Annotated in this window: 11 protein-coding genes; 4 read left to right on the top strand and 7 right to left on the bottom strand. The window is 36.5% G+C overall.

Annotated features, from left to right (window positions below):
- Positions 1–55: 55 nt before the first annotated feature.
- From AB674_RS14710 to AB674_RS14730, 5 genes are all read right to left on the bottom strand, one after another.
- The gene (locus AB674_RS14710) at positions 56–2,170 is read right to left on the bottom strand and encodes a glycoside hydrolase family 97 protein (protein WP_047777800.1); all 2,115 of its coding nucleotides are present in this window, start codon (positions 2,168–2,170) and stop codon (positions 56–58) included.
- A gap of 25 nt (positions 2,171–2,195) precedes the next feature.
- On the bottom strand, positions 2,196–4,499 hold the full coding sequence (locus AB674_RS14715; protein ID WP_047777834.1) for a glycoside hydrolase family 65 protein: 2,304 nt from the start codon (positions 4,497–4,499) through the stop codon (positions 2,196–2,198).
- Positions 4,500–4,745: 246 nt separating this feature from the next.
- Positions 4,746–5,405 (bottom strand): beta-phosphoglucomutase, encoded by a 660-nt coding sequence (pgmB, locus tag AB674_RS14720; protein ID WP_047777801.1) that lies wholly within the window; start codon positions 5,403–5,405, stop codon positions 4,746–4,748.
- Positions 5,398–6,915 carry an MFS transporter gene (locus AB674_RS14725; RefSeq protein WP_047777803.1) on the bottom strand — a complete coding sequence of 506 codons (1,518 nt, stop codon included), beginning with the start codon at positions 6,913–6,915 and terminating at the stop codon, positions 5,398–5,400. The genes pgmB and AB674_RS14725 overlap by 8 nt, the downstream gene beginning before the upstream one ends.
- A gap of 180 nt (positions 6,916–7,095) precedes the next feature.
- Complete coding sequence (locus tag AB674_RS14730; protein WP_047777805.1) at positions 7,096–8,127, bottom strand: LacI family DNA-binding transcriptional regulator; 1,032 nt, start codon at positions 8,125–8,127, stop codon at positions 7,096–7,098.
- Between the two features lie 236 nt (positions 8,128–8,363).
- Between AB674_RS14730 and AB674_RS14735 the strand changes: the two genes are divergently transcribed.
- From AB674_RS14735 to AB674_RS14750, 4 genes are all read left to right on the top strand, one after another.
- Positions 8,364–11,339 carry a SusC/RagA family TonB-linked outer membrane protein gene (locus tag AB674_RS14735; protein WP_047777807.1) on the top strand — a complete coding sequence of 992 codons (2,976 nt, stop codon included), beginning with the start codon at positions 8,364–8,366 and terminating at the stop codon, positions 11,337–11,339.
- A gap of 37 nt (positions 11,340–11,376) precedes the next feature.
- Positions 11,377–13,002, top strand: coding sequence for a RagB/SusD family nutrient uptake outer membrane protein (locus tag AB674_RS14740; protein ID WP_047777836.1), 1,626 nt, complete (start codon positions 11,377–11,379; stop codon positions 13,000–13,002).
- Between the two features lie 19 nt (positions 13,003–13,021).
- On the top strand, positions 13,022–14,122 hold the full coding sequence (locus AB674_RS14745; RefSeq protein ID WP_047777809.1) for a SusE domain-containing protein: 1,101 nt from the start codon (positions 13,022–13,024) through the stop codon (positions 14,120–14,122).
- An 82-nt stretch (positions 14,123–14,204) separates the two neighbouring features.
- Positions 14,205–17,072, top strand: a complete 2,868-nt coding sequence (locus AB674_RS14750) for an alpha-amylase family glycosyl hydrolase (protein ID WP_047777811.1) — start codon at positions 14,205–14,207, stop codon at positions 17,070–17,072.
- A gap of 248 nt (positions 17,073–17,320) precedes the next feature.
- Here the strand turns inward: AB674_RS14750 and AB674_RS14755 are convergent, their stop codons facing one another.
- Both AB674_RS14755 and AB674_RS14760 read right to left on the bottom strand, forming a co-directional pair.
- A complete protein-coding gene (locus tag AB674_RS14755) occupies positions 17,321–17,542 on the bottom strand; it encodes a DUF6814 family protein (protein ID WP_047777813.1) in 222 nt (73 codons plus the stop codon).
- Between the two features lie 11 nt (positions 17,543–17,553).
- Positions 17,554–19,047 carry an MFS transporter gene (locus AB674_RS14760; protein WP_047777814.1) on the bottom strand — a complete coding sequence of 498 codons (1,494 nt, stop codon included), beginning with the start codon at positions 19,045–19,047 and terminating at the stop codon, positions 17,554–17,556.
- Positions 19,048–19,878: the final 831 nt, after the last annotated feature.

A 19,878-nucleotide genomic window follows, 5' to 3' on the forward strand; every position in this document is an offset into this window, starting at 1 on the left:
GGGATTCTAAAAAAAAAGACAAGTAATTCTGGGGGAAATCACTTGTCTTTAGAAATTATTTAGTTTCGATAATGCTAATGGCATAACCTCCACCGGGAGCAGACAACTGCGATAATTTTGATTTGCTTGTTACACTAATTTTTTTGATCGTGTAAGCTTGCGGGTTTGTTTTGTAATGTGCGTCTTTTGCATCAGCATAAATTGTAGCGGTATATTTTTTACCTTTTTCAAGGAAGCTGAAATCAATGTTGGATGTACGAGACGTTTCACCGTTTACATTTCCAACGAACCAGTTGTTTGTTCCTTTTGCTTTACGGGCAACGGTAATAAAATCTCCCGGTTCAGCCTCAATATATTTACTTTCAGACCAATCTACAGCAACATCTTTGATGAATTGGAAAGCGTCCGGGAAACGATCATAGTTTTCCGGAGTATCTGCTGCCATTTGCAACGGGCTGTACATGGTAATATACAAAGCCAATTGATTCGCGATGGTGCTGTTTACATGAGATTTGTTGTCCGGATTCATTTTACTGATATCCATTTCGAAGATTCCCGGCGTGTAATCCATTGGACCACCAATTAAACGTGTAAAAGGTAAAACAGTAACGTGATTGGGTTTAGAACCTCCAAAAGCTTGGTATTCTGTTCCTCTTGCGGCTTCGTTTCCAATTAAGTTCGGGTAAGTTCTGCAAATTCCGGTTGGACGAACTGCTTCGTGTGCATTGACCATAATTTTATAATCAGCTGCTTTTTCGATAGCATATTGATAGTGGTTGACAATCCATTGATCGTAATGGTTTTCGCCACGTGGTAAAATATCTCCAACGTAACCGCTTTTTACAGCATCGTAACCGTTGTCTTTCATGAATTGATACGCTTTGTCCATATGGCGCTCGTAGTTACGAACAGAACCTGAAGTCTCATGGTGCATGATAATTTTCACCCCTTTAGATTTGGCATATTCGTGTAAACCTTTCACATCAAAATCCGGGTAAGGCGTTACAAAGTCAAAAACATAATCTTTAGAATGACCAAACCAGTCTTCCCAGCCTTCATTCCAACCTTCAACCAAAACAGCGTCGAAACCATTTTTAGCAGCAAAATCAATGTATTTTTTTACGTTGGCATTAGTCGCTCCATGTGTACCGTTTGGTTTTGCTTTTGAAAAATCAGAAACACCCAATTGTACCGTTGGGAAGTCGTTGGTGTACGACCAAGAACTTTTACCTGTAATCATTTCCCACCAAACTCCGATATATTTTACGGGTTTAATCCATGAAGTATCATCAATTTTGGAAGGATCATTTAGGTTCAAAGTCATTTTTGAAGCTAAGATTTCTCTCGCATCATCGCTTACCATAATCGTTCTCCAAGGCGAATGACTTGGTGCTTGCATATAGCCTTTATCGCCTTTTGCATCCGGGGTTAACCAAGATTCGAAAATCATGTTTTTATCATCCAGATTCAAATGCATACACGAATAATTAATCAAAGCTGCTTCGTGCAAATTGATGTAGATTCCATCATTTGTTTTTAGCATCAATGAAGTTTGTACACCAGTTGGCGAAAATGATTTTTGCGAAACATTTGCGGTATAGGCTTTTTCAGAAAGACCTCTGATTTCAGACAATTTCGATTTGGTGTAATCGTATTCCTGAGTATCGTAATCTCCCGGAATCCAAAAAGCAGTGTGGTCTCCCGCCATTGCAAATTGAGTTCTCTCTTCTTTAATGATAAAGTAAGTAAGATTTTTTTGCGTTGGGAATTCATAACGGAATCCTAAACCATCATCAAATAAACGGAAACGAATCACAATTTGACGGTCTGTTCCTTTTTGATTTAAAGTAACAGCCAATTCATTGTAATGATTTCTAATCTGATCTACTTCTCCCCAAACCGGTTTCCAGTTTTCGTCAAAAGTGGTTGCTTTGGAATCCGCAATTGTAAAATCGTTCAGTAAAGATTTTTGGTCCCCTTTCAGTTCAAGTCCAAGTTTACTGGTTTTTACAACTTCTTTATTTTTGTACTTTAAATTATAAGTTGGCGTTCCGTCATTTTGAAGCGAAAATTCCATTACAAATTTTCCTTCAGGTGATTTTAATTGTTGCGCTTGGGCTACTGTGCTAAATGCAAACAGTAGGAAACTTGCAAGAAATAATTTCTTCATGATTTTAAGTTTAAAATTTTCGACTTTAATTAATTTGAGCCATTTTGCTTATCGTTAGTGGTTTGTCATTCACTATAATAGTTAAATCCTGATCGCCATCTACCGTAAATATAGTTTCAATATGATTTACAGCGACTTTCACAATTCGATTTCTAAAGTTTATTTTAAAGGAATAACCGTCCCATTCTTTTGGAATTTTTGGTGAAAAATGAAGCTGGTCTTTGATCACACGCATGCCACCAAAACCTTCTACAATACTCATCCATGTTCCGGCCATTGAGGTAATATGACAACCTTCCTCTACTTCTTTATTATAATCATCCAGATCTAAACGGGAAGTTCTTAAATAAAAGGTATAAGCCATATCCATTTTATCTAAAGCTGCTGCTTGAATCGAGTGTACACATGGCGAAAGCGAACTTTCATGAACGGTAAACGATTCGTAAAACTCAAAATTACGTTTTAATTCTTCTTTAGAGAAATGATTTTCAAAGAAGTAGAAACACTGTAAAACATCTGCCTGTTTAATGTAAGGCGAACGTAAAACACGATCCCAAGACCATTTTTGATTGATCGGTCTTTGCGAACGATCCAAATCTTTTACAGGAACTAAATCTTTGTCCAAAAAGCCGTCTTGCTGTAAATAAACCCCTAGTTCTTCTGAAATCGGGAAGTACATATTGTCCGCTACTTTTTTCCACTCCTGAATTTCAGCAGCAGAAAGCGTTACTTTTTCAAGGATGCGTTTGTGATCAGCAGGATATTCAATAGCTACTTTTTTGATTTGTTCTTCAGCATAATCAATACACCATTTTGCAATATAATTGGTATAGAAATTATTGTTGATGTTGTTTTCGTACTCATTTGGACCTGTAACACCCAAAATTACATATTGGTTTTTGTCTTTAGAGAAAGAAGCTCTCTGGTGCCAAAAACGCGCAATTCCGATTAAGACTTCTAATCCTTTTTCAGGAATATAAGAGTAATCTCCGGTGTAACGATAGTAGTTGAAAATAGCAAAAGCGATCGCACCATTTCTGTGAATTTCTTCGTGTGTGATCTCCCATTCGTTATGACATTCTTCGCCATTCATAGTCACCATCGGGTAAAGAGCAGCGCCATTTTTGAAGCCTAAATTGTCTTTCGCATTTTCAATCGCTTTGTCTAATTGATTGAAACGATAGGTCAATAAATTACGGGCCACCTGCTGGTCTTTGGTCGCCATGTAAAACGGAATGCAATATGCCTCGGTATCCCAATAGGTAGATCCACCGTATTTTTCGCCCGTGAAACCTTTTGGTCCAATATTTAATCGACTGTCTTTCCCTAAATAAGTTTGGTTTAATTGAAAGATATTAAAGCGAATTCCTTGTTGTGCTTTGACATCGCCATCGATCGTAATATCTGACATTTCCCAGATTTTACTCCAAGCCTCTTTCTGATTTTGAAGCAAGGTATTGTATCCTAAACTTAAAGCGGCTTTGATACATTTTTCGGCAGCCGTTAAAGTGTTTTCATGATTTAAAGAAACCGTATACCCTCCAATTTTCTGAATAGAGGAAGTCTGTCCTTTTGCAATAATAGTCCCATAGGTATATTGCACTTTATCTGCGGTTGAGTCGATTATTGAAGGCGAAATATTTACATTTTCACCGTTTGCAAAAATCGTATTGTGCATGAAAGTCGTAACTTTAAAATGTGTTTTAAAAGTCTGTGCCGTTACAAAAGCTTCATTGGTGCCTTTTTTTACCTCCAATGGTTCCCAGAATTTTTCATCCCAGTTCGCATCTTCATTAGTTACTCCGGCATCGATATAAGGTTTGTAAACGATTTTGGCATCTTTGTTCAGCGGTGTAATATCGTATTTGATAACTCCTGCTTCGTCCAAATCTAAAGAAAGAAAACGACGAACGTTTACAGCGATTTCAGTTCCGTTTTTCAGAACCGCTTCAAAAGAACGGTTGTACCATCCTTCTTTCATGTTCAGTTCTCTGCGAAAGTTTCTTACCTCTGTACAATGGTGTAAGTCCAGGTTTTCTTCGTTGATTTCAATGTCGATTCCGATCCAATTGGGTGCATTTAAAACTTTTGCAAAGTATTTTGGATATCCATTTTTCCACCAACCCACTTTGGTTTTGTCCGGATAATAAATCCCTGCGATATAACTTCCCTGAAAAGTTTCACCGGAATAGGTTTCTTCAAAATTGGCACGCTGTCCCATAGCACCGTTTCCGATACTAAAAAGGCTTTCTGAGGATTTTACGCTGCCGGCATCAAATCCTTCTTCTATGATGGACCAATTGTCTGGTTTTATATAATCTTGATTCATTTTGATAATTTGATAATTTGGCAATTCAATAATTTGATAATGCGTCAATTAGAAAATGAGATAATTCGATAATGTGTCAATTGAGATAATTAACTTTTCTAATTTGTTATCTTTTGAATTGCGGTTGTTGTACGTTTTTTTTAATTTGATATTGTGCCAATGTGAAAATTCGATAATGTGTCAATTTGCCAATTAGATAATTCGAGTTTCTAAAAAATTATCTAATTTTCTAATTGACCAATTCTCTCATTGACTAATTAATTTCTCAATAAAGCTCTGGTCGATTTCGGTGAAATCTTTAAAAATATAATCGGCTTCGTGTAAAACTGTTTTCTCACCAATTCCAACACTTACCATTTCGGCTCTGTTTGCGGCTTGAATTCCGGCAACAGAATCTTCGAATACAATGGCATTTTTTGGGTCAATGTTTAGTAATTGCGCCGCTTTTAAGAAAACTTCCGGATCGGGTTTTGCATTGGTAACGTCGTTCCCGTCAACAATAACATCGAAGTAAGAGAGGATCCCTGTTTTTTCTAAAATTGGTCTTGCATTTTTACTGGCTGAACCCAAAGCAATTCCTTGGTTTTTATCTTTTAAAAGCTGTAATGTTTTAAAAACTCCCGGAAGAATTTCGCTGGCATCCATGTCAACTAAATAAGATAAGTAATCTTCATTTTTTTGAATTAACCATTTGTCTTTGTCTTCCTGTGAAGCCTCAACATTTCCTAATTCAAGTATGATATCTAAAGAACGAACACGACTTACGCCTTTAAGCAACTCGTTGTCTTCGTGTGTAAAATTTATATGTAATGCCTGAGCGATTTTCTGCCAGGCTAAAAAATGATATTTGGCCGTGTCGACGATCACGCCGTCAAGGTCGAATACGAATGCTTTTTTGTTATTCATGAATTTCAATTTTAGTTCTGTTATTTACCCTTAGCGTGAGCAAGCCGGCAAAAATCATGGATACTCCGCCGATGATTAAAGCGTAAATAGGTTCATTATGGAAGAATTGTTTGATGACAAATCCCAATATCGTAGCCGCTACAATTTGCGGAATTACCACGAAGAAGTTGAAAACCCCCATGTAATACCCCATTTTTGCTGCCGGTAAAGCACCCGATAGCATGGCATAAGGCATGGATAAAATACTAGCCCACGCTATTCCAATACCCAACATTGGCAGAATAAGCAGTTGTTTATCGCCTATGAAATAAATTGAAATTAAACCAACACCTCCGGCACATAATGCCAGTAAATGTGTTGCTCTGATCCCTACTTTTTTGGCAATAACCGGTAATAGGAAAGCAACTGCGGCGGCGATTCCGTTATAAACAGTAAACAGTACAGAAACCCAGTCGGCAGCATCGTTGTATACTTTTGAAGTAGTGTCTGTTGTGCCAAAAATATGTTGTGTAACGGCTTGTGTGGTATAGATCCACATAGAGAAAAGGGCAAACCAAGAGAAAAACTGTACCCATGCTAATTTTTTCATTGTAGCAGGCATGTTCAGCAAATCGGTCATTATAATCGTAAAACCATTGTTGACTTTCGAAGTTCTTAATCGGGAGGCTATCATAAATAAAACACCCATGAAAATTAATCCGATAAAAAGAATGTATAGTTCTTTGGCTAAAGAATTTTCGAAGATCAGGAAAGAGGTCAGTGTACCAACTACCGCTAACAGTACGCCCAAAGTAAGCTGTTTTTTTATGTTATCATCAGAGTCGGTTCTCGGATTGATGATTTCTTCTTTGTCTTTTTTAGCTTGTTCTTCAAAAGCATGAAGTTCTTCGGGAGTGTATTCTGTTGTTTTGAAAACCGTCCATAAAACAGAAAGCAAAAAAACGATTCCACCAATGTAAAACGACCATTTGACAGAATCAGGAATAATCCCTTCCGCAGCGGTATTGCTCACGCCAAAAACATTGGTAAAAAGATAAGGTAAAACAGAACCTACAACAGCTCCGGTGCCGATAAAGAAACTCTGCATCGCAAAACCTAAAGTGCGTTGTTTTTCCGGTAAATTATCACCAACAAAGGCACGAAAAGGTTCCATAGAAACGTTGATCGAGGCATCCATGATCCATAAAGTTCCGGCAGCAATCCATAAAGTCGGAGAGTTGGGCATAATGAATAAAGCCACAGAGGATAGAATCGCACCAATTAAAAAATAGGGACGGCGTCTGCCTAATTTGGTCCATGTTCTGTCGCTAAAATATCCAATTACAGGTTGAATGATCAGACCGGAAACAGGAGCGGCAATCCATAAGATTGGAATTTCGTCAATTTTAGCACCAAGGGTTTCAAAAATTCTAGAAGTATTTGCGTTTTGCAGTGCAAAACCAAACTGTATTCCTAAGAAACCGAAACTCATGTTCCAAATTTCCCAGAAACTTAATTTACGCTTTTCCATTATCGTAATTAAAGAATTAATTAGACGATAAGCGCTTTGCTTATCAAAACTTACTTATTTTTTCGAAGTAAAAGTAAAAGCTTTGAGCGGAGGTAAAAGTATTAATTATTTTTAGATATATGCTAATAAAAAAGTCATAAATATTTTTTATGACTTTGGAAAGGGTTGATTTTAATAAATTTAGTCCGTAGATTCTCTTTTTATAAGATGGGTTTCGATGACTTCTGTGGTGTAGTTTTCATCTTCTTCTTCGTCATCATCATGTTCGGCTTCCAGTCTTTCTATAAGCATTTTAGCAGCTTTGTTTCCCATTTTTTCACCACTTTGACTTACGGTCGTAATACTTGGAGTTGAATATTTGGAGATAATTCCATCGGTAAAAGCAATTACGGCAAGATCTTCGGGAACTTTAAGTCCCATTTTATGAGCTGTTTTGATAATTGTTACGGCAAAAAGTTCATTTACAGCAAAAACAGCATCAAAAGCTCTGTCGTGCAGAAGTTGACTAATGGTGATTTCGCAAGTATCTACATCTTCAATTTTAATGATTAAGTCTTCGTTAAAAGGCAATCCGTTGTCTAACAATGCTTTTTCGTAGCCATCCGTTCTTAATTTACCAACACTCACATAGTCAACAGTAGTAACCAAGGCTATTTTTTTACGACCGTTGTCAATCAGACTTTGTACTGCTTCGTATGCGGCAGCCTTGTCGTCAATGATTACTTTGTCACATAAAATGTCGTTGGTAACGCGGTCAAACATTACAACGGGCATACCTTGATTGATGACTTCGGTAATGTGATGAAAGTCGCCTTTAAACTGAGTTTCTTTAGAGAGTGACATGATAAAACCGTCGATACTTCCGTTGGCCAGCATTTCCATGTTTAAGACCTCTTTATCAAAAGAATCATCCGATAAACAGATGACCACACTATACCCATTTTCGTTGGCTACCTGCTCAATTCCATTGATCACGGTAGAGAAAAAATAATGTACAATTTCCGGAATGATAATACCGATACTTTTGGTTTTCCGATTTTTTAAACTAAGGGCAATATTGTTGGGTTTATAGTTGTAAAACTTGGCAAAAGCCTGGACTTTCGATCGTGTTTCTTCGCCAATTTCAAGGCTGTTTCGCAGTGATTTCGAAACAGTTGAGATGGAGACATCGAGTTCTTTTGCGATTTGTTTCAGGGTTATTTTGCGTTTCATATAGTAATTTGAGAAAAATCTAATTGTTAATAAAGGTATCTAATATTTTTATAATTGATAATTTTTGACCTAAAAGATTACAAAAAATAGAAAGTTTTCAACACTACCACGTTTTCGTAGCGGTCTGAAAATCGTAACTCGTTGAGCATGTTAATTAATTCCTAATTTTGAGATTCGAAGTAAAATTAAAAACTTAACTAACAATCAAAAACTCAAAACTAATTTAAACAAAAAGTATGAAAACAATTTATAAAAAGTTGTTATTTTTATTCCTTTTACTACCTTTTAGTGTGTTGGCTCAGAACACATTAAATGGAGTTGTAAAGGATCTGGCTACAGGACAGCCGATTCCGGGAGTAAACGTAAATGTACAAGGTGCTCCGGGCGGAGCAGCAACAGATTTTGATGGTAAATTTCAGCTGTCTAATGTAAAAAACGGCGACAAAATTCTGGTTTCATTTATTGGATATAAGACGTCAACGATAGCCTTTAACGGACAAAAAACATTAACAGTTTCTCTTGAAGAAGATACCAATCAACTTAAGGAAGTTGTGGTACAAGTAGGTTATGGAACTGTTAAGAAAAAGGATGCGACGGGTTCTGTATCACAAATCTCTTCTAAAGAATTTAACAAAGGAATCAACGTAACTCCGGAAAGTCTGATTAGCGGTCGTATTTCGGGTGTAAATGTTACCGGAGGAGGAGCACCAGGCGCAAAAGCGGATATCCGTATTCGTGGAGGGTCTTCTTTAAGTGCTTCTAACGAGCCATTAATTGTATTAGACGGATTGCCTTTAAGTAATGCTGTTCCAAGTGGTTCTACAAGTATTTTATCTACTATAGATCCTAATGATATTGAGTCTTTTACAGTTTTAAAAGATGCTTCTGCAGCTGCGATCTACGGATCAAGAGCAGCAAATGGTGTAATCGTAATCACCACTAAAAAAGGATCAAAAGGGAAGGTGAAAGTTAATTTCAGTTCTCAGGTTGGTGTCAATACTGTAGCCAATACAGTAGATGTAATGAATGCAGACCAGTACCGTGAATTGGTAATGACAAAGGGTTCTGTGCAGCAACAAGCTTTATTAGGTACTGCCAATACAGACTGGCAGAAAGAAATTTTTCATACAGCTTTAACAACAAACAACAATATCTCTGTAAGTGGTGCTTTATTTAATAAATTACCGGTACGTTTATCTGTTGGAAATGTTGATAATCCAGGAATCCTAAGAAACACTTCTTTTGAAAGAACTACGACATCGATATCGTTAAATCCTGTTTTGTTTGATAATCACCTGAAAATTGATATTAGCGGAAATGTATCATTCGGTAAAAATCAATTTCAGGATGAAGGTGGAGTAATTGGTAGCGCGATCGGATTTGATCCAACACAATCTGTTTATGAAGCAGGCTCTCGTTACGGAGGTTACTTCGAATGGTTAGATGCTGATGGAAACTTACCTTTATTACCGGCAAGAAATCCTGTAGCAAGATTGAATCAGGATAATAGAAGAGCAACTTCAACAAGAAAATGGGGTAACATCAGATTAGATTATAAATTCCATTTCTTTGAAGATTTAAGAGCTGTGGTAGAAGCAGGTATTGATAAATTTGACAGCAGTGGATATACGGAGGTAAGTACTCAAAGTGTCTTGGGGTATCAACCAAAACCTTTTACTGATCCGGCTTATGTGAATTTAGGAAACTATAGTCACTACACAGATGCACTTCAGAACAAAAACTTAAATGCTTATTTTAATTATACTAAAGATTTAGGAAAAATTAAAATTGATGCGACAGCAGGTTATAACTACCAATTGTTTCAAAAAGAAAAGTATTCTTCAGGAGAAGTTAGACAACCAAATCCTAATTCGGATGTTGCTACTGACCCGGATGTTAACTTACAGTCTTACTTTGGACGTTTGAATTTAGGCTATGACAGTAGATATTTACTAACGTTAAACTACAGAAGAGACGGAACTTCCCGTTTTTCTGAAGACAACAGATGGGGTAATTTTGGTGGAGCTGCTTTTGCATGGAATGTATCTGAAGAAGCTTTCTTAAAAGACAATGCAACTCTTTCTACTTTAAAATTAAGAGTTGGATATGGTACTACAGGTCAGCAAGATATCTCAGCGCAATATGATTATTTACGCAGGGTAACACTTGGAACAATTAACTCACAATATATTTTCGGTAATACGATTTATGCAACGGCAAGACCGGAAGGATATAACGAAAATATAAAATGGGAAGAATTAGCAGAGGCTAACGTTGGTGTTGATTATGGATTCTTAAACAACAGAATTACGGGAACGATCAACTATTTTGACAAAAAATCAAGTGATTTATTAGCAGAAATTGCAGTTCCTGATGGTGCAAACTTAAGAAACCAAGGATTCTTTAACATTGGTAGCGTAAGAACAAAAGGGGTTGAGTTTAGCATTGAGTCAGATATCATTAAGAATGATAATTTAACTTGGAATGTAGCTTTTAATACGACTTATATTGATCAGAAAATTTCTGATTTAGGAATTACAGTTCCTGGTTTTCAAGGGTATTTAATTGGAGACAATATAGCAGGTGGAAACGGAAATAAAATTTTAATTAATTCAGTAGGGTCTTCACCAAATTCATTCTTTCTATACCAACAATTGTACGACAGCAACAAAAGACCAATTGCAGGAGCTTATGCTGACAGAAACGGAGATGGGAAAATTGATGTAAATGACCGCTACAGAGCTGGTAAAGCAGCTCCGGATTATACTTTTGGTTTGTTCTCTACTTTAAACTACAAAAAGTTTGATTTTACAATGAACTGGAGAGCAAGTTTAGGAAACCATATTTTTGATAACGTAAATTCTAATTTAGGTTATTCTGATGCCGGATTAAGAAGACAGAGTGATTTGTCTAACGTTAGTTCAGATTACTATAATACTGGTTTTACTTTTGAAGATAACGGAACATCACGTTACCTGTCTGATTATTACCTGAAAGATGCTTCTTTTATCAAATTGGATAACGTTACGGTTGGGTATACTTTTGATAAAACAATAATCAAAGCAGCTTCTTTAAGATTTACAGCGGGAGTACAAAATGTTTTCATTCTTACGAAATACAACGGTTTAGATCCTGAGAAATTCAATGGAATTGATAATAATGTTTACCCGAGAGCAAGAACTTTCTTATTTGGAGTAAATGCCAATTTCTAATAGCAGATTGAAAATCAAAAATTTAAAAACAAACAAAATGAAAATATCATTTAAATATATATCTTATTTTTTCCTATTCGTTTTAGGAATAAGTATGACACTTACCTCGTGTACGGACGACTTAAACGTGACGCCAAAGGATGATGATGAATTTCTATCGGAGACCTTTTTTCAAGATCCCAAATCATACAAAGAAGTATTGGCTAAATTATACGCGGGTTTGTACGTTGGAGGAAATGATGGTGATGGTGATGCAGCGATACCTGGAAAAAACCCTGATATTGCAGGGCTTGGTGGTGATTTTAGTAGTTACTTACGTTTACTTTTTGTAACACAAGAGTTTCCTACAGATGAGGCAATTATTGCTTGGGCAGATGGTACTTTGCCAACACTGAATTCTCAAACCTGGTCTCCGGCCAATGAATTCTTGGAAGGAACATTCTCAAGAGCTTTTTATCATATTAGTGTTGCCAATGAGTTTCTAAGACAAACTACAGATGATAAATTAACAGCAAGAGGTGTTGATGCAAATTTAAAAGCAGATATCGCTAAATTTAGAGCTGAGGCCCGTTTCTTAAGAGCTTTTTCTTATTACAATTTAATGGATTTGTTCGGAAATGTGCCAATTACTACAGAAAACGATCCTGTTGGTTTCTTTTATCCAGTACAAAAATCAAGAGCAGAAGTTTTTGCTTTTGTAGAGTCTGAATTAAAAGACTTAGATAATAGCTTAGTAGCTTCAAAACAAAATGAATATGGAAGAGTAGATAAAACTGCAGCTAAATTTTTATTGGCACAGATTTATTTGAATTCTAAAGTATATACAGGTGTAGACAGAAATAGTGAAGCAGCGACATTATGTAGTGAGGTTATTAATTCAGCATATACTTTTGCAGATGTTCCTTATCGTTACTTATTCTCTGCAGATAATAATACAAATGGTGCTCAAGCTGAATTTATCTTCCCAATTATTGGTGATGGTAATGCGATTAGAGCGACTGGTGGAGGAATGAGTTTCATTATGCACGCTTCTATCGGAGGTAGTATGAACGCTGCTTCCAGAGGAATGGACGGTGGATGGCAGGGAATCAGAACTCGTAGAGAGTTTGTAAATCTTTTCCCGGACGAAACTGCAACGGGAGACAACAGAGGTACATTTTATACAGATGGTCAATCAAAAGACATTGCTAATGTTGGAACTTTTACGGATGGTTATGCGGTAACCAAATACATCAATAAAAAAGCAGACGGTTCTGCAGCACAAAGAAATGATATCCCGGATATTGATTTTCCAATGTTCAGATTAACAGATGCTTATTTAATGTATGCGGAAGCAACTCTTAGAGGAGCTAGTACCGGAAATATTACTACTGCTTTAGGTTATATCAACAAAATAAGAACAAGAGCAAATGCTCAGACAATTTCTGCTCAGAACTTAACCCTTGATTTTATTTTGGATGAAAGAGGAAGAGAATTGTTCTGGGAATGTCACAGAAGAACTGATTTGATTCGTTTCGGAAAATTTAGCGGTGGATCTAAAACCTGGCAATGGAAAGGTGGTTCTATGAGTGGACAATCTACCGAATCATACAGAGACTTAATGCCGATCCCTGCAAGAAATATTCAGGCTAATCCAACATTGAAGCAAAATCCAGGATACTAACATCTTATAAAATTTTAAAATGAAAAATATATATAAAATTTTAATCGCATTTATTGGTGTATTAGCAGTGTCATGTAATGCTGATGCTGTTGACGAAAGAGAAGTTCTTTATACTGTTACGGCACCGGAAATTACCGCGCCGGCAACAGGACAGGATTTTGCCCTGGATGTTGATAAAGCATCTGCAGAAGCTGCTAAATTTACATGGTCAGCGGCAGAATATTCTACTGCGGTAGCAGTAAAATATACTTTGTTAATAGACAAAAAAGGGGGTGATTTTAAAGGAGCTAAAATACTTGCCTCTACCATTAATGGTATTAAGGAGGCTTCAGTACTGGTTAAGGATTTAAATCAGGCTGCAATTGATTTGGGTGGAAAACCGGAGGTTACTGCAATGTATGATGTGAAAATTGCATCAAATGTGGCTGGTGGATTTGTTCAGGTGTCTAAAGGTTTAATTACAATTAGTGTAACTCCTTACGTTGGAAAAGTAGACTATAAATTTACCGATTGGTATTTAGTAGGGGATGCCACCGTATCAGGTTGGGATAACAATAAAGGAAATCAGATTTTATTCAGAAATCCTAAAAATGCTGATGAATATAAATTCACAGGGTTTTTTAAAGCAGGTTATTTCAAAACAATTAAAAACTTAGGAAACTGGGCACCAATGTACGGTGGCGCTAATGGTACTCTTGTTTACAGAGGAACAGATGGTGATGCAGATCCTGCCAGTATTGCAATTGCAGCAGATGGGTATTATACTTTCACTATGAATGTGAAAACTTTAAAATATACCTTGGTTGCTTACGATGCTTCTGCAGCGAAAACATACTCAACAGTTGGTATTATTGGAGACAGTACGCCAAAAGGCTGGGATAACTCAACTCCTATGATAAAATCTTCTTTCAATGATCATATCTGGACTTTAGGCATCACTTCTTTAAATGACGGAGGTCTTAAATTTAGAGCTGAAAATAAATGGGATGTTTCATGGGGAGGATCAACTCCATTCTCAGGAGGAGGTTCAGGTGATAATATACCGGTAGCAAAATCTAAATATGTAATTTATTTCAATGATTTAGACGGAAGCTATTTGATGATTCCTAATCAGGGATAAAACTTTCCCAAATTAAAAAAGGGGCTATCTGCTAGATAGCCCTTTTTTAATCTGACTAACTAACCGAATAACCACAACTATTATGAAAAAAACTTTACTATCAATATTTTTATTGATTGCAGTAACTGCTTTTGCTCAAAATCAAACCGTTACCTACTCAATAAATCCGCAAACCTTTGAGGATACTACACTGATTACCATTACGATTAACGGAACCAGTATCAATGAAGGAACCTGGTCGGTGACCGGAAATGCGCTATATCTTTGGTCATGGTCTTATGATGTAAACGATACCAGTCAAATGGATTCTCCGTCTAACGGATCCTGGACCGCATCAAACGAAGCAAGTAAGTTTACCTACAATCCCGGAGCAGATACATACACAAAAACATTTACACCATCTGTATATTTTGGCAGAAGCGGAATCGGCAGAATAGGATTTTTGGTTAAAGCAAAAGACGGAAGCGGAAACAAACAATCGCAGGATATTGTGGTCGAAGTTGGTTCTTTTCAGGCCAATCTAACCGCGCCAACTGAAAACAGCACGACCATTATTACCTCAGGAGCTAATTTTAATATTACAGCTACAAATACAAACGGTGCCGCAAATTATACCTTAAAAGCAAACGGAGCAATTATCAATACAAATGCAAGTACTGCAAATTACTCGTATTCTCATGTTGGTATTACAAACAATCAGAGTTATGAATTAAGTATTACTCAAGGAACGACTACAATTGTAAAAAAGTTCTCGGCAGTAGTAAATCCCAATACAGTCTCGCAGGCAATGCCGGCAGGCTTGATTGACGGAATTAATTATAATACGACTGATGCTACTAAAGCAACCTTGGTTTTAGATGCTCCTTTAAAAGACTTTGTTTACGTTGCCGGAAGTTTTAATAACTGGCAGCCAACAGCAGCTTATGCCATGAAAAAAGACCCGACTTCGGGTAAATTCTGGTTAGAGTTAACAGGTTTGGTATCGGGAGTAAATAACACCTATCAATACTGGGTGGTGGATGCAACGCCACTGGCCAATTCACCTTCATTGGTAAAAACAGCAGACCCTTATTCTACTTTAGTATTGTCTCCTTTTGATGATCCGTACATTCCTGCTGCTTCTTATCCAAATATGCCGGTTTATCCTGCCGGACAACAATTTGAAGTTACCGTACTTAAAACAGGGCAAACGGCTTATCCTTGGCAGGTGCCCAATTTTACAAAACCTGAAAAAGAGAAGTTGGTTGTTTATGAAGTTTTGGTTCGTGATTTTGACGCCAACAAAAACTATCAGAATTTAATAGATAAAATAGATTATTTCAAAAATCTTAAAATAAACGCCATTGAATTAATGCCTGTAATGGAGTTTGAAGGCAATGAGAGCTGGGGTTATAATACCTCTTTTCATATGGCTTTAGATAAATTTTATGGCACTTCGGATAAATTAAAAGAGCTTATAGATGTTTGTCATCAAAACGGAATTGCAGTTATTCTGGATGTCGCTTTAAACCATGCATTCGGCAGAAATCCAATGGTAAGAATGTGGATGAATGATCCCGATGGAGATGGTTTTGGATCTCCTACTACCGAGAATCCTTATTTTAATACCGTTGCCAAGCACAGTTATAGTGTAGGGGAAGATTTTAACCATCAGTCGTTAAAAACGCAATATTATGTGGATCGTGTGATCAAACAATGGATCGAAGAATATAAAATTGACGGCTTCCGTTGGGATTTAACCAAAGGATTTACACAAGCCTGTACTGCTTCAGATGAATCTTGTACCAATGCATTCCAGCAGGATCGGGTTGATGTATTGAAAAAATACGCTGATTATTCGTGGAGTCTTGATCCAACACATTATACCATTTTTGAACATTTGGGAACAGATGCTGAAGAGAAAGAGTGGGCGAACTACAGAATTGCTGAAACACCAAGTAAAGGAATTATGATGTGGGGTAAAATGACAGATCCGTACAACGAACTGTCTATGGGATATACCAGTAATATATCACGAATGACAAGTGCAAGTCGCGGTTTTCAGGCAAATCGCCTGATGGGATACGCAGAAAGTCATGATGAGGAACGTTTGATGTATAAAAATATCCAATACGGAAATTCAAATGGAACTTATAATGTAAAAACATTGAATACCGCTTTGTCAAGAATGTCAGCCATTGGAGCAGTTTCTTTATTAGTTCCGGGGCCAAAAATGATTTGGCATTTTGGAGAACTAGGCTGGGACGAATCAATTTTTACGTGTAACAACGGCACTGTAAATGATTCCTCACCAACTATACCGGGAGATTGTAAATTAGATACGAAACCGCAACCTCAGTGGGTAGAGAACTGGTTGGGGAATTCAAACAGAGATAAAATTTACAACGATTGGGCAAAGATGATTACGCTTAAAACAACGGAACCTGTTTTTCTGGGAACACCTACAATTGCAGGTGGAAATTCGTTAAGTGTAAATATAAAAATCACCAATAGTAGTTTGGCTTCAACACAATTAAAAGACATTTTAATTATTGCCAATTTTGACGTTACCACACAAAACGTCGCAACCGGTTTTCAATATACAGGAACCTGGTACAACTTAATGGATAATACAACGATTAATGTTGCCGATGCCGCTGCTCCGATCAGTTTACCGGCGGGAGAATACCGAATTTACGGTAATAAACAAGCAAGTTTGGCAATCGAAGATTTTGAAAAAGGAAACACGGTAAGTCTGTACCCAAATCCGGTTTCAGATTATTTTACTTTAAATGTAACCACAACTAAAGTTCAGATCTATTCGATTTCCGGACAATTAGTAAAAAGTTTTGCTACCAATGGAAAATCAGATTTTCAATTTACAGTAAGTGATCTGAAAACAGGATTGTATTTGGTTAAAGCAAGTGATGAGAATAACAAAGTGCAAGTGATGAAATTCATCAAAAAATAATGATTTGTTAGTTTTAGTATGGTAAAAGGGCTGTCTGATAAGAGACAGCCTTTTTCGTTTTCATTTACCGGCAGACTGTATTTTTTTAACACATAGAGCTATAGTTAACAAAGCCTGAAAGATGTTTTTGCTTAAAAAGATTCTGTATAAAAAATACGATTTTTTTTGAAGCGTTTTAAATTGTCAATCCTAAATCCCTATGTGTTAAATCATATTCCTCCGAATTACACCCAACGGAGTATAATTTATTACTTTTTGCTATACTCTCCAATTACAGAAAAATAGCCAAAAGTACCCAGACCTAAGACAATCAATGGCGTAAGGATAAAAAGGATAATAACGCCAAAAACTAGATCATCCTGTTTGTCCGAAAGTAGTTTTGGTAAACCAAATTCAAAGACGCAGAAATAAGCCGCCGCCGCCGCGAGGATAACCCATAAAACACCCAAAATTTGTTTAATCGCATTCATGTTTTAAAATTTTAAAGGTGAGTGGTTTGGTTTTTAGTATCGATATAAATCATTCCAATTACAAAACATACCGAAGCAATAATGATCGGATACCATAATCCGTCAAGATAAAAGTCAGGTTTTCCCGCTTCTTTGGCATGTGTTACAAAATAGGTTGAAATAGCAGGAAGTAAACCTCCAAAAATTCCATTCCCGACATGATACGGCAGAGACATCGAGGTGTATCTGATTTTAGTTGGAAACATTTCTACTAAAAATGCCGCAATCGGCCCGTACACCATGGTAACAAATAACACCTGAATAAAGACCAGAAAAACCAAAGTCCATTTATCACTTGAGTTTATTGTAATTGAAATATTTTTTTGTGCTTCTTTTTTTGATGCATATGTTGTTTTCTCGACCGCGGATGTGCCGTCCGTGTAATTTTTTGTCGTTGTAGTTACAGAACTTCCGTTATTTGAATTCTCGACCGTTTGTGTCGTTTTTGCTGTGATTTCCGTTTTGTGTTCCACATCAGTTGTGGTGTACATTGTTCTGTAAATAGGTCTGTAGAACAAAATTGCCAGAAGCATACCAGACATCATGATATATTTACGTCCTATTTTGTCGCTCAGCCATCCAAAGAAGATGAAAAAAGGAGTTCCTAGTAATAGCGCAATTCCCAACAAACTATCAACTTGTGAAGAATTTATATTCATCACTGTTTTCATAAAACTCATCGCATAAAACTGCCCCGTGTACCAAACAACACCTTGTCCCATTGTAGCGCCAAATAAGGCCAACAAAACAAATTTTAAGTTATAGCGATTTCCGAAACTTTCTTTAAGCGGATTTTTGCTGGTAGTACCTTCTTTTTTTGCTTTTGCGAAAACCGGAGATTCATCCATGTTTTTTCGTATCAAATAAGAGACACCAACCATAACAATAGAAATCCAAAACGGTACACGCCATCCCCAAGAATCAAAAGCAGCTGCCGAAAGCGTATTTTTAGTCACCAAAATCACCATCAATGAGATAAATAAGCCCACAGTAGCAGTGGTTTGAATCCAGGAGGTCCAATATCCCTTCTGTCCTTCAGGAGCATGTTCAGCGACATAAGTAGCAGCTCCGCCATATTCACCACCAAGAGCAAGTCCTTGCAGTAAACGAAGAATCAGCACCAATACAGGAGCTAAAAAACCAATTGTTTCATAACTCGGAATACATCCAATTAAGAAAGTGGAACCACCCATTAATAATAAAGTAGCCATAAAAGTATATTTACGACCAATGATGTCGCCAAGTCTTCCAAAAAATAAAGCACCAAACGGGCGCACCACAAATCCGGCTGCAAAAGTGGCCAAAGTCGATAAAAAAGCAGCAGTCGGATTATCGCCCGGGAAAAATTTGGTCGATAAGACAACGGCCAAACTTCCGAAAATATAGAAATCGTACCATTCTATCATGGTTCCCATGGATGAGGCGGAAATTACTTTCCAAATTCCTTTTGCAGAAGTCTTACTCATTAATTAAAAACGTGATTTTGACACTAAATAAAACATTATGTAAATTTTTTACGAATATAAAGGATAATTTTTTATTTATTCGCTACTTTTTTTGTGAAATATTAATTTATATTATTAGCAACGGTTTTTTCGGATTTGCTGTAAGGAAAGTACTTTAGGTCTTTGAAAAGTCGCAATCATTCTTTTTTATTTATTGTAATTTTTTACTGCTATTTCGTTGTGAAAAGCAATTAGCAAGAGTAGTGCGTTAAAATTTAAATTGGAATGTTTTGGTATTAACGAATGGTAAAGAGGAGTTAATTTACGGATTTGTAGAATAAGATAAACTTGTGTTCTGTGTTTTTTAATCGTTCGCCACGAATTACACTAATTGTCGCGAATTATTTTTTGCCACAGATTAAAGGGATTCCCGCGGATTGTTTAATTACTTTGATCTTTTTGCCACGAATTACACCAATTGCCGCGAATTAATTTGTGTAATTCGTGTCTATTTTTTCTACGTCACAAATTATTAATCATTTTAATCCTTTAAATCTGTGGCAGAATAAATAAAAGAGCCTTAAATTTTATAGATTAAAAAGGATTTGTAGAAGTAGGGATTTCTTTTTTCGAAAATAACAAAGGTATAAAGGTCAAAAAAAGCAGAAAAAAACGGATCAAGTCCTAAAGTTGTGGGGAAGTAAAAATCTCGCAGAGTCGCAAAATCGCAAAGTTTTAATGAAAAAACAGAAAAAAATTTTGAGACTCTATACTATTTTTAGAAATCCAAAGCGAGAAAGTAGAAAACAGAAAGGTGGAACTTAAAAACAGTGAAAAACTTAGCGGCTTGGC

Origin of the sequence: Flavobacterium sp. ABG (assembly GCF_001027725.1) — a bacterium.
GTDB classification, from domain to species: domain Bacteria; phylum Bacteroidota; class Bacteroidia; order Flavobacteriales; family Flavobacteriaceae; genus Flavobacterium; species Flavobacterium cupriresistens.